This window comes from Flavobacterium sp. DW-iso2 (assembly GCF_058725285.1).
This window is the reverse complement of record NZ_JBZXDY010000001.1, coordinates 67,266-80,593: the sequence shown is the minus strand read 5'-3', so window position 1 is coordinate 80,593 and position 13,328 is coordinate 67,266. Positions and strand designations below refer to the sequence as shown.

9 protein-coding genes are annotated in these 13,328 nt (G+C 32.7%); 7 read left to right on the top strand and 2 right to left on the bottom strand.

Annotated elements, in window-relative coordinates; genetic code table 11:
* Positions 1–283 precede the first annotated feature (283 nt).
* Positions 284–865 (bottom strand): hypothetical protein, encoded by a 582-nt coding sequence (locus AC4PRO_RS00350; protein ID WP_492115869.1) that lies wholly within the window; start codon positions 863–865, stop codon positions 284–286.
* Positions 866–2,413: 1,548 nt separating this feature from the next.
* A complete protein-coding gene (locus tag AC4PRO_RS00345) occupies positions 2,414–2,680 on the bottom strand; it encodes a helix-turn-helix domain-containing protein (protein ID WP_492115868.1) in 267 nt (88 codons plus the stop codon).
* Positions 2,681–2,962: 282 nt separating this feature from the next.
* On the opposite strand from AC4PRO_RS00345, the gene AC4PRO_RS00340 reads away from it, so the two are divergent.
* From AC4PRO_RS00340 to AC4PRO_RS00310, 7 genes are all read left to right on the top strand, one after another.
* On the top strand, positions 2,963–5,155 hold the full coding sequence (locus AC4PRO_RS00340) for a toxin-antitoxin system YwqK family antitoxin (protein ID WP_492115867.1): 2,193 nt from the start codon (positions 2,963–2,965) through the stop codon (positions 5,153–5,155).
* A 162-nt stretch (positions 5,156–5,317) separates the two neighbouring features.
* Entirely contained in the window at positions 5,318–6,880 is a 1,563-nt protein-coding gene (locus AC4PRO_RS00335) for a type I restriction-modification system subunit M (RefSeq protein ID WP_492115866.1), read from the top strand.
* The gene (locus AC4PRO_RS00330; protein ID WP_492115865.1) at positions 6,877–8,118 is read left to right on the top strand and encodes a restriction endonuclease subunit S; all 1,242 of its coding nucleotides are present in this window, start codon (positions 6,877–6,879) and stop codon (positions 8,116–8,118) included. Before AC4PRO_RS00335 ends, AC4PRO_RS00330 begins: the two co-directional genes overlap by 4 nt.
* A 4-nt stretch (positions 8,119–8,122) precedes the next feature.
* Entirely contained in the window at positions 8,123–8,875 is a 753-nt protein-coding gene (locus AC4PRO_RS00325; protein WP_492115864.1) for a PDDEXK-like family protein, read from the top strand.
* 1 nt (position 8,876) lies between these two features.
* A complete protein-coding gene (locus AC4PRO_RS00320) occupies positions 8,877–9,437 on the top strand; it encodes a hypothetical protein (protein WP_492115863.1) in 561 nt (186 codons plus the stop codon).
* A gap of 1 nt (position 9,438) precedes the next feature.
* Complete coding sequence (locus tag AC4PRO_RS00315; RefSeq protein WP_492115862.1) at positions 9,439–12,624, top strand: type I restriction endonuclease subunit R; 3,186 nt, start codon at positions 9,439–9,441, stop codon at positions 12,622–12,624.
* Positions 12,617–13,309 (top strand): M48 family metallopeptidase, encoded by a 693-nt coding sequence (locus AC4PRO_RS00310; protein WP_492115861.1) that lies wholly within the window; start codon positions 12,617–12,619, stop codon positions 13,307–13,309. Before AC4PRO_RS00315 ends, AC4PRO_RS00310 begins: the two co-directional genes overlap by 8 nt.
* Positions 13,310–13,328 lie beyond the last annotated feature (19 nt).

The following is a 13,328-nucleotide window of genomic DNA, read 5'->3' as shown; positions in this document are numbered from 1 at the left end:
GCCAAAGTGAATGATGAAAATTCTTCGTTTTTCAATAAAAAAATCTAGTAGGTGGATGTTGTTGATGATGACAAATCGTCATCACCTATTTCATTGTAATTATCACGTTAAGTACTGAAAAACAGCATGTATTAGTAAATAAACAACTTGACAGAATTAGATATTATTATAAAAAAGAAAGCTAATTTGTCAACCTAGTATATCAAGCCCATATAAATCTCCATTGCTGAAAATTAATTCCGAAATACGTTTTTTAACTGACCACTAATTGACTTATGATTTGCTAGGGCTTGAATACGTCTTTTTTAACTGCTTCCAATTTTTTAACATCGAAACTCAAGATACTCACAGCCATTGCGTCTAGTAGCACATTAAAATTATCTTTATTAGCTGACCATCTAGCAAGTGGAATTCCATCATCTGAATCAACTTCAAAGACAATAAAATCATTCCCCATCGTTTGCGACATCATTAAAAACTCTAAATCTGACATTACGTTGTAATCACGTTCTAATGGGGCTTGACTCTCCTTTTTAAAATTTGAGATTTCTAAAAGTTTTTCTGATGGTGATTTCCTGTTCAGTTGTTTGTAATTACACGCTTTATCTGTACCCCAGAAATTATCTGCATCAATAATTAAATTCACAAGCTGGCTATCAGTCATCAAAAAAAGCTTTTTAAAAATAAGTGATTCATCTATTCCTACTGATTTATTTTCCGATATCCCAGCAAGTATATCTTGCATGAAATTATAGCTCCAATTTATACTATCTAGTTCCGTTATTTTGCCGTTAAGTATACTATATACTCCGTTTAATTCTGCTTGGGTCAATTTTTCATAACCGTTTTTTTCTGTGTTTTTCATTTTTATTTTAATTTATTTTTTGACATAAGTCATCCCTGTACCTTAATTAAAGGCATTTAGTATTACGATAAAATTTGTCTGATTATCATTTCAGACTTGAAATGATTTTTATTGAATTTAATCTTACTTTATTGTGTTATTCCATCGATTTAATAGTTTAACAATTTGATTTATAGCTTTTTACATATGTTGTTTATTTAGTTGTTTACTTTATATTTTATTTAAGTCTAGACAATAGATTTCTACCCCATATGAATGAGGTCGTTTTTTAAAGACCGTTATATTTTTATTGATAAAAAGCTTGTCCAGACAAGGAAAGCCCTTAAGACCGCATCTAAACTATCCCATGGATAGCTAAATGTTTTGTTCCGCTGAGAGAAACCTGCATATTATATACTTATTTCATAATTTGACCATTTTAAATTACTAACATTTTGATTATTTATCTTGCTCACAACCACATAAAAAAAAATACCCTAAAAAATAAGTCAGTCTATATCGACTAACGAACTAATTATGATATTTCATCCAAAAGATAAATAATCTTTATTTAATCACACTTTATATCAGTGAAAAGGTTTAGATGCGAGCTATAACATATTAACACTACAAATATATTATTAAATTACGAATATAGCAACTACAATGATATAAAAATAAATATTATATAACAATTTTGTTGTTTTACTGAGAATAATGTGCAAATATTCTACAAGTATTTCAGTTGTAGTTTCTCAATGAAAATGCCTGTTAAGCAAGTAACCCAATTTTCAAAGACATACTTATGCATTAAAAAGTATAAATAAAAATTAACAAAAAATTAACATATTAATTACGGGTAAGTGATAAGTAAACAGATTAATTACTGATGTTTGTGCAAATTATATATAGTGTAGTAAACATCAAAATTGCTCCTCATTGAGAGCTTACACGTGACATTAAATTTTTTTAAGGTCGGGTAAGGTAAAAGTTATCTAACCTTAAAATTTATATTATAAACTAAGACGCAACCTATTAATAAATTTTTGTCACAATGGAGAAACTTATACGAAAACAAAGGGTATGCTTAAATTTTGTATAATGAGCACACATATTATTAATACGTTAGTATTGAGTATTTCTTTAGATAATTATGCTTTAAGGTATAAGCTGAACTAGGTTTCCATTTTAATTGAGCGAAATATATGTTGCATAAATGTACTGTACTTTTATTACTCTGTATTTTTAGGTACCAAAATGTACCTAATTGGGTGTATGTTAGCACGTATTCATTACTGTTACGTATTCCCAAAATGTGCCATAGAATAACGGATTACAAGCAATTCAGTTTAAACAAACAAGTTAATTTTTATATTTTAATATAAGTTATCCCTGTTTGACTGCATTATAACACGTTTTTACTAACGATTTGACGTTTAGTAACAATGGAGCCTCACATTAATTACCTTGCTCGTAAATTAATGATATTGAAGCTAAAAGATATGATATGCTGTGCGTGTTCTTTGATTTTTTTATGTCGGTAAACTACGCCAAATAAATGGTCAATTTTTAGTTTATCCTAACCAAGCTATTCATCAGCTCCGATTTTTTGTATAACACTCTATTACCTATTCCATAAGCAATAATTTTCCCTTTTTTAGTCCACTTCCAAAGACTAGTCAAGTTAATTTTTAACAGTAAACAAGCTTCTTGTCTGGTCAATAACACATCTGGATTATCAATTGGAGCATTATTAAGAACCTCTTCAACTATTTTTTTAATTAATATCTCCAATTCCTTTGGAGATAAATTGTGTAACATGATTGCGTTTTCCATTTGGAATATGTTTTATAGTTATTATTAATAATTGAAATATCACCAAAAGTGGGTATTGGCATCCCCATAGATTAAGCCTAAATTCGGCTTTTTGTTCCTATATATAATATCAAATAAAGTATAAAAAAGCTCCATAATGAGGAAAACCGTAAAAATTAATTCTCAGATTTTTATACTATTGTAAAGTTAGATTATCGACTAAAAGAAAAATAACTTTTCAATTAGATTACCTAATAATAATTTGGCGGGTTAGAAATTACCAGACTTACAAAAACAAACATTATGAAAAAAATCATTGCTCTAATTCTATTAACACTATTTATTAGTTCCACACTGTCTGCACAAAAACTTAGTTTAACCGATTTGTCCACATTATGTAATAAAAAAAATTGGCAAGATGTAAATCAATTTATGTTAGTGAAAGGATGGACTTACTATAATTCCGCAAAAGGAGACTCTGATAGTTACAGCACAATAACTTGGTCATATAACAAGGAGGAATATAGCGACAAAGCGCAAGCATGGTTCTATTTATTCAATTTTGATGGGTATCCTAATAAAATCTCCTATTCTATTTTTAATAAAACCTCTTATTTATTAATTCAAAACTCCTTAACTGCTAATGGATTTAAAGTAGTTGGCAGTGAAATTGAAGATGAGAAAGTAATTTCAACCTATGCCAACTCTGGATATAAGCTAATCATTACAAATGCGAAAAGAAATGATGATGATTGGTCAGATAGAAGCATAGTTTCTTACAACATAACACTTATCAAAAAATCAGGAATCTACGATGAAAGTAATGGAAAGAAAACCGATTATTATGATGATGGGACTATTAAGTTAGAATACTCTTTAGTAAACGGAAAGATAAATGGAGCTGTTAAATTTTATGATGAAAACGGAACTATCAAAAAGACTGCAAGTTTTAGCAATGGTTCAATGTTAGGAAAAGTGATTGAGTACGATGCAGATGGTTTAAAAAATGTAGATTATTATTTAGTCGATGACAAAATGAATGGACTATTTAATTCGTACTATTACGATGACTCGACCAAAGCTCTATCGCTTAGAGAGTTTGGTCAGTATGTTGATGATGAGAAAAATGGAATTTGGAAAACAAGCATTATGGACGAAAAAACAGAAAAAACTTTATTTTACACAAATTATATAAAAGGGATTAAAGAAGGTGAGTTTCAAGAAGTAAAAGGTGATACTCTTATCGTGGGTAATTATAAAAGCGATAAACTTCATGGTAGTTACGAAGTATTTTTAGACCCAATGAAATCTCTTTTTGGAGGTACTATTAACACAAAAATTGCTGATTTGACATTAGTTCAACAAGGTCAATACAACAATGGGAAAAAATCAGGTTACTGGAAAAATTATGATATATCAGCAAGTTTAACAGCTGAAGGGAATTATAGTGATGATGAAGAAAGTGGAGAATGGAAATTTTACACTCCAAATTATGTTAAAGAAAACGGAGAACCTGAGCCGTTTGCAAAAAAGCTAGAAACAAAAGCGACTTATTTAAATGGGAAATTAAATGGGAAATATGAACAATTTTATTTAAGAGAAGAAGTCCAGTACCCTTGTGACAAAGTGGACGATGATGGTAATAAAATTGATGGATGTTCTAAGATTAAATTTAGCAAAATTCATTTGCTTTCCTACTATAAAGATGACGAGCTAAATGGGATGTATGAGATTAGAGACTCAATAAATCAAATTGTTTTAAAAGGGCAATATGAAGATGATTTAAAAGAGGGTAAATGGTTTTCTTATAGACAGGGGAATAAAATAAACAAAGAAACTAATTATAAATATGGCTTACTTGATGGTGAATACATCGAGTTTAACGACAATGGCAAACCCATAGGAATAAAACAATTTGAAAGTGGTAAATTAAAACAAGCTGCTCTCTATAACAATATCAGCCTTGACAAAAAATATCAACTAGATATTATTCAACGAACAGACTACTATTTAAAAGTCAAGAAAACGACCTTTGTAGATAGTGGAATAGTGTCACAAGTCTATTGGTTAAAAAATGATATAAAAAATGAGGAGTCTTTTGATTTAGATTTTTTACTTCTAACTAAGAACGATGTACATTTAGATATAGTTTACCCAGATGGTGAATATCTTCTTACCACATTAAATAATGAGCCTATTGTTTCTGGAAAATTATACAAAGACAATAAGGTTGATACATGGACAAAATATTATTATGAGCAAAAGGTCAAAATAGAAGAGAAATATAGTAGTAATGCTGTTATTGATGAAGTGTACTTGAATCTAGATAGCACTTTGTTTTCTGGTGATTTTGAGTTTTTAGATACTGATAAAAACATCAAAGAAGTTAGAAAAATCAAAAACGGCTTACGTAATGGTAAAACAACGTTCACTGATATTGCAACCAACAAAACTATCAATAAGGACAATTATAAAGATGGAAAATTAAAGGTATAGCCTTAAGAATCAATAGATGCAAAAATATCAGTTAGAAGCTTGAAATATAAAAACATTTCTTTCTGTGTCATCTTCAGCAAAATGAAAATATTTACCCTATTTTTAACCTTTAATTAATTATAACTAGAGTGCAAACTCAAATAAAATATACTAACACATACAATGTCTGATAAGAAATTAACACTTGACACACTCGAAAGCTGGCTATGGGATTCTGCTAACATCCTTAGGGGAAGTATCGATTCATCTGACTTTAAGAATTACATATTTGGCTTGCTGTTCCTAAAGCGCTCCAATGATGTGTTTGAAGAAGAAGTAGAAACCATAATGAAGCGTGACGGTGTATCTCGTCAGGATGCCGAAGAGGAAACGTATTTTCAACTACCTATAGAGTCTCGTTGGGAAACCATCAAGAAGGAAACCGAGAACATAGGTATTACACTAGATAAAGCATTTGCGGCTATTGAACGTGAAAACACAAGCCTTGAAGGTGTAATGACCGCTACTAAGTTTGGAGACAAAGAGAAGCTATCTGATGAGCTATTACAACGCTTATTAAGGCATTTTAACCAACATTCATTACGTAATGAACACTTAGCTTCAAATGAATTATTGGGTGATGCTTATGAGTACTTAATCAAGCAGTTTGCTGATGATGCTGGTAAAAAAGGGGGAGAATTTTATACGCCTAGAGGTGTGGTTCAGTTGATTGTTCAATTGATTAAGCCTGAACCAAAACAGAAGATATACGACCCCACTTGTGGCTCTGGTGGTATGCTAATTGAATCAGCACGTTATGTCGCTAATTTACCTGATGGTAAGGTGGGTAACAATGTTAATGTATCGCTTTATGGACAAGAAAAGAATCTTGGTACATGGGCAATTGGTAAGTTGAATATGTTACTTCATAACTTTAGTGATGCTGATATTCGTAAAGGAGACACCTTAGTTGACCCAAAGCACCGCAATGACCAAAACGACTTAATGCTGTTTGATAGAGTGATTGCTAATCCTCCGTTCTCGATGGATGGATGGTGGACTCCAGCAGAAAACTCTATTGAAGTAAAGCTGGATAAAGCTGGTAAAGAGAAAAAAGTAACTCCTGATTATAAAAAAGTAGTTTCTGACCCTTATGGACGTTTTCAATATGGTGTACCTCCCAGAGGGTACGCTGATTTAGCCTTTTTGCAGCACATGATTGCAGTATTGAAACAAGACGGTAAAGCTGGTGTAGTATTGCCTCATGGTACGTTGTTTAGAAGTGGTGCTGAGGGTTTGATTAGAAAAGGTTTATTAGAAGCGGACTTGGTAGAAGGAATTGTAGGTTTACCATCTGCGTTGTTCTATAACACTGGCATTCCAGCCTCCATTTGGATTATTAATAAAAACAAAACCGAAGCTCAGAAAGGTAAAGTAACCATTATTGATGGCAGCAGCGATTATAAAGAAGGTAAGAACCAAAATGAGTTATTAGCAGAACATATTGCTAAAATAGTAACTGCTTATGATGGTGCTACCGATGTAGATAAATACATGCGTGTGGTGGACGTAGCAGAATTAGCAGAAAACGATTACAATCTAAATATTTCTCGTTTTATTGATACTTCTGAAGCGGAAGTGGAAGTTGATATTAAAGCGGTTCATGTTAAATTGGATGCCTTAGAAAAGAAAGAGACAGAGATTGATGCTAAGTTGGCTGAATTTTTAAAGGAGTTGGGGATATGAAAAATTTACCAACGGATTGGAAAGATTATTCTTTTGGAGATATTGTGAAATTCTCAGGTGGTGCGCAACCACCTAGGAGTACTTTTAAGTTTGAAGCAGAAGATGGTTATGTTAGACTTATACAAACGAGAGATTACAAATCTGATAAATATGTTACGTATATTCCTGAAGAATTTGCAAGAAAAAAATGCAAGAAAAATGATATTATGATTGGTCGATATGGACCGCCAATATTTCAGATATTAAGAGGTCTAGAAGGAGCATACAACGTAGCTTTGTTAAAAGCTATACCTGACGAAGAGCAATTGATGAGAGAATATCTTTTCTATTATATTAGTCAATATGATGTGTGGTCTTTTGTTGAGAACCTATCACAAAGAAGTGGTGGGCAAACAGGTGTAGACTTGACTAAACTTAGAGAATATCATTTTCCACTCCCACCCCTCCCAGAACAACAAAAAATAGCCGAAATATTAAGTACGGTAGATGCTAAAATTGAAATCATAGACCAGCAAATTACCCAAACTCAAGAACTCAAAAAAGGCTTAATGCAACGTTTGCTTACCAAAGGCATTGGTCACACCGAGTTTAAAGATTCGCCTTTAGGGAAGATTCCTAAGAGTTGGGAGGTTGTTGATTGGGAATCAATTGGAATAGAATTAATTGATGGAGATAGAGGAACTAATTATCCTAAATCAACTGATTTTAGTAACATAGGACATTGCTTATTTCTTTCAGCAAAAAATGTCACTAAAAATGGCTTTAAGTTTCAAGAATGTCAGTTTATTGATGAAAAACGAGATAAGCTTTTAAGAAAAGGAAAGCTTTCAAGATTTGATTTTGTAATAACAACAAGAGGAAGCGTTGGACACATCGCTTTTTATGATGATTTAGTCCCTTTTGAACATATTCGATTAAATTCAGGAATGGTAATTCTTAGAGATAATACAAGTAAATATAATCACGAGTTCCTTTATCAGTTTATGAAAAGTCCAGTTTTTGAGTCACAGATTGAATTTATCACAAGTGGTAGTGCTCAACCCCAGTTAACAATTGGAGGCTTAAAAAAAGTTAAAATACCAATTCTTCCTTTGTCTGAACAGTTAACCATTGGAGCTTTTTTAAAAGAAACATCTAATAAATTAGAAGTTTTAGCTGAAAAGAAAGTCTACTATCAAGAACTAAAACAAGGCTTAATGCAGCAATTGTTAACGGGGAAGATTAGGGTAAAAATATAAAGTTATGGAAAATGACATAGCTAATATTGAAGCCTTAATAAGTGAGTACGAAATGGTAAAAAATAATTTCGAGCAAGAACGCATTACCGAGGATATCCCTAAATACGGTTCGCTTCTGGATGACTATACTGCCATGAGAAAGGAGTATTACCGCTGGAATCGAAAAAAAGCAGAACGTTATAATATTTTTCAAGTACTCAACATTCGCCATGCAGAAACTAAGACACATACCCCTTTTTTAATTAATTTATTAAATCCAAAAGGGTCACATGCGCATGGATTGTTGTTTTTTAATTTGTTTATCAATGCTATAGCTCCAGAAAGTAAAAAGCATCTTTATAAAGATTTAACCATTTCTAATCTTCGAGTAAAAGAAGAAAAATCAACTGAGGACGGACGGCTGGATATCTTTATTGAGAGTTTTGGTCTTAAAGAACGATTTGTAATCGTTATTGAGAACAAAATAAACGCTGGAGACCAAAACCAACAATTGGAAAGGTATTATAACCATTGTCTAAAAGAAGGATATAATGATGATAATATTCTTTTGGTTTACTTAACCAAATTCGGATACAAAGCGAGCGAAACATCAATTAATAAAGTAGAACGAAAACGATTAAAAAAAGTAGATGTACTGGTTAACATGAGTTATCGCACTGATATAAAAAAGATATTAAAGACCTACATAAAGCAATTAAATTCCCGAAAAGTGAAATTCATTACCAAACAATACTTAAGCATTATAAAAACATTCTAACATGAGCGAATACGAAAACAGAATTTTTGATACTCTAACTGCATCCGAAGATAAGTTTAAATCAGCGCATGAAATAGTCGGGCATTTTAATGGCGTTAAAAAAAAGTTGATAACACAGTTTTGGAAAAGTGTTGAAAAAGAACTTAATGAATTAGTTAAAAATAGCGATGAGACTTTTAAAGTAGTGTTAGATAATGATGTGTTTCACCCTACTTCAAAATGTTATTTATACGATGGGAGAAATAAATCTGTACGGGTTTTATTTGAAATATTATCACAGAAACAAACTTTTGGAATTTGGTTTGAAGATGAGAAGATAAATTATGACAAAATAAGTGAATATAGAAAGCAGGTAAACTCGGAGTTTAATCAATACTCTTTTAATCATTGGTGGTTTGCAAAAGCACATTTACAAAATGATTTTAATTCTTTTGATTCATTACTGATGATTTTACCAACTAAGATGAATGATTATAGTAAGTCAAAAGCCCAAGAATTATTTGATTTTGCTGTAGCGAATAAAGTACATACGGAATACATTATTAATAATTGTCTTAAATAACATGAGTCAAAATCCTGAATACATTCACAGCGAATTACCAGCCATAAAGCTATTCCAGCAAATGGGGTATCAATACTATGATGCCAGTAAGGATGATGAGCGTGAAGACATTACTGAGGTAATTCTTAAAAATAGATTGCTTAAGGCTATCCACAAGTTAAACCCTTGGATAAACGAGAACAACCTTAATAAAGCCTATTCAGAAATCACCTCTGTAAATGGGGCTTCGCTTATGGAGATTAACCAGAAGATATGGGAACTTATCAGAGGTGGAACTTTTACCGTTAAACAAGTTATTAATGGTGTTGAAGAATATAAAGCAGTACATTATATAGATTATCTACATCCTGATAATAATGATTTCTTGGTGGTGAACCAAATGAGTTTTCACAACCGAGTAGGAAGAAAATCGAGACCAGATTTGGTTGTTTTTATCAATGGTTTACCTATTTCAGTTATCGAATGTAAATCACCTGTAGCACCTAACGCTTGGGATTCTGGTTACAATGATTTAAAAGAATACCAAGACCTTAATGAGAAGCTATTTCATTTCAATCAAATATGTGTCGCCATTTGGGGTATTAATGGTAAGTATGGAGCTATTAATTCACCACAACAATTTTACTCTGTCTTTAAAACCAGTAAAAAAGACGATTTAAAGGTAATAGGAACAAAACTAACAGAACAAGATAAACTGATTCAAACCTTGTTTACTAAGGACAAAGTAGTAGACATCATACGCCACTTTGTGCTTTTTGAATTAGATGAAGGCAGAACCATAAAGAAATTACCAAGGTATCAACAAATAAGAGCAACCAACAAAACAATCGAACGCTTACAAGCTGGTGAAGGTGGAGTTGTTTGGCATACACAAGGTTCAGGGAAATCACTAACAATGGCTTATGTTACCCGTAAACTACAAGCTCCTGAATATGGATTTGATAACCCTACGGTGATGATAATGACTGACCGTAAAGACCTAGACAGACAGATAACAACCACATTCCAGAACGTAGGTTTCAAGAATGTAAATCAAGCTTCGTCAGTTGTACATCTTGATAAGTTATTACGAAATGATTATGGTGGTATTATTACCACTACACTACAGAAGTTCCAAGAAACGGATAAAGAAGCAACCGCATCTTCAGACCAAACAGAAATAGAAGAACGAGGCAATTTGTTGATTGAAAAACACATCAATGACAAAACACTTATCAAGATAACTAAAGAACTACAAAAAGGAAAATGGATTGAGATTGAACGGGAAGAAATAGAACTGGAGGAACTCTCAAAAAAAGAAAACCTGTATATTCTAGTAGATGAAGCCCACCGAAGCCATTATGGGTTCCTAGCCTCGTTTATGAGAACCGTTTTACCTAATGCTAAGTTTATAGCCTTTACAGGAACACCAATATCCAAAGAAGATAAATCAACCCTAGGAGAGTTCTATGGTGGTGATTATATAGATGTATATACCATTACAGAAGCCGTTGCTGATGGTGCTACAGTAGAGTTACTTTATGATGAAGGTATTGCTTTACTAAGTATCAAAAAAGAAGAATTAGATAAGGAGTCCGAAGAAAAATTTGGTGATGCATCAGAAGAGAAAAAAGACAAGTTAAAGCGAGAAGCCTTAAGAAAATACCAACTTTCTAAAGCACGTATCAATGATATTTCAAAGCATATAATTGACAATTATAGAAACAAGATATACCCAGATGGGCATAAGGCTATGATAGTGTGTAGTGGTCGTCCACATGCGTTAAGATACCAGCAGGCCTTCGAGCAATTAAAGGCAGATGGTTATCATGACTTCGAGTCCAAGGTAGTGATGAGTATTGGGTCTCCTAAATCGGATAAAATTGCCAAAGAATACTTTGAGACTTTAGAATGGAATAGAAATAACCCAACCGATAAAAAATCCGTTTTTGTAGTGCCTCCAGAGGATATAAAAACAGTGACAGATAATTTTAAATTACCATTTGGTAATGAGAACGAAACTGAAAAATCAGGTAAAAAGAAGTTTGATAACACAGCATTCATTATTGTGTCAGACATGTTACTTACAGGATGGGATGCACCAATAGCTTCTTGTTTGTATCTGGATAAGCCACTTAAGGAACATAATCTACTTCAAGCTATTGCGAGGGTTAACCGTTCCAGAAAAGGAAAAAGTGCTGGTTTTATAGTTGATTATAATGGTATCACTGCTTACTTGATTCAGGCATTAGAAATCTTTTCAGGTGACATACGACCTGATGATATTCTAAAGAACATAAACGAGGAATTTCCTAAGTTGGAGATGAATCACACCAAGTTGGTTGACTCCTTTAAACCAATGAAAATTGATAGGAATTATCAACGTGATGAGTATATAGATGCAGCAGTCCGTTTCATTGAACCCATCAACAAACGAGATGATTTTAAGGTGTTTTTAAAGGACTTTAACAAGTCAATCAACATTGTGTTACCAAACACAAAAGCGATGAAGTACCAAGCTGATTTCAAGCTATTCAATGAGATTAAACTGCGAGCTAGAAATGCTTTTCCAGATGACGATGAGTTAAAGATTACCAAAGATGAAAGTAATATGCTCCAAGAAATGATTGATGAGCACTTGAAGTCTGAAGGTATTGAAAGCTTATTAGCAGAACCGATTTCAATTATTGATAAGGATAAGTTCAAAGAAGAAATCATGAACGCATCACCAGCTACCAAGGAGTTAAAATTGCGTAATAATCTAAAACATACCATCAAAGTAGGATTAGATAAGAATCCTGACTTTTACAAGCCATTGGCACAACGGTTAGATGAATTGTTAAAACTTAAGAAAGAGGAACGCATCACACAACTAGACTTGTTAAAAGCGTATGCTGACATACAAGACGAAATCATAGCGGAACAAAAAGAAGGAGAAGACAAAGGCTTTAAAACAGAGCGTCAGAGAGCCGTTTACAACTCCATGAAGGTTCTGTTTGATGAGAATGCAGAAGACGCTACAAAGACTTTATTTGACCTAATTGAGGGTGAGTTAAATATCATTGGCTGGCAAGCAAAAGGTCAAGTACAGAAAGACATTCAAAACAAGATAATGAGGTATTTAACAACAGCTAAAATAGACCGTGAGGAAGCAAAAATTAAAGCCAAAGAATTGTCAGATGTTATAATTAAGAATAAAGATGTCTAGCGTTCAATATGGTGATAAAACCATCGAATATACGTTCCTTGAAAAAGAGGGGTTGAAATCGCACTATATCACCGTTCAGAAGGGTGAAGGGGCTATTCTAAAGGGTAAAGCTATCCCATTAGAACAAGCCAATAAGCTCATTCTAAAAAAAGCCAAGTGGATACTGGATAAACTGGAGCTTGTTAAATTCATCAATGAAGAAGACATCGTTACAGGTAGTCGCATTCAATATTTGGGTAGAAAGTATTATGTCGAATTAATTATTAACGAGAAGCTAAAGGAGATAACAATCGATTTCACCGAATCTAAATTTGTACTTCATTTACCCACTTCATTGAATACTCAGCATTATCTAAAAGAGGCTTTTATAACATATCAGAAAGAGAAAGCCATCGAGAAAATCAAACCACGAATCAAGAAATGGTCGAGGACTACTGGCTTGTCTTTCACTGATGTTAAATTCAGGAAACTAGATAAGCGATGGGGAAGTTGTACACCAACCAACACTATCATTATAAACCTAGACGCTATTAAATTACCTTTTAGTTTAATTGATTACCTCATAGTTCACGAACTGGTTCACACCAAGATAAAAAGCCACTCCAAAGAATTTTGGGCTGAACTATCGAAACACATCCCCAACTGGAAAGAGCTAGATGAGAAGATGTATGGGATGAAGATGTGATAGAAATGGCTACAGGTAT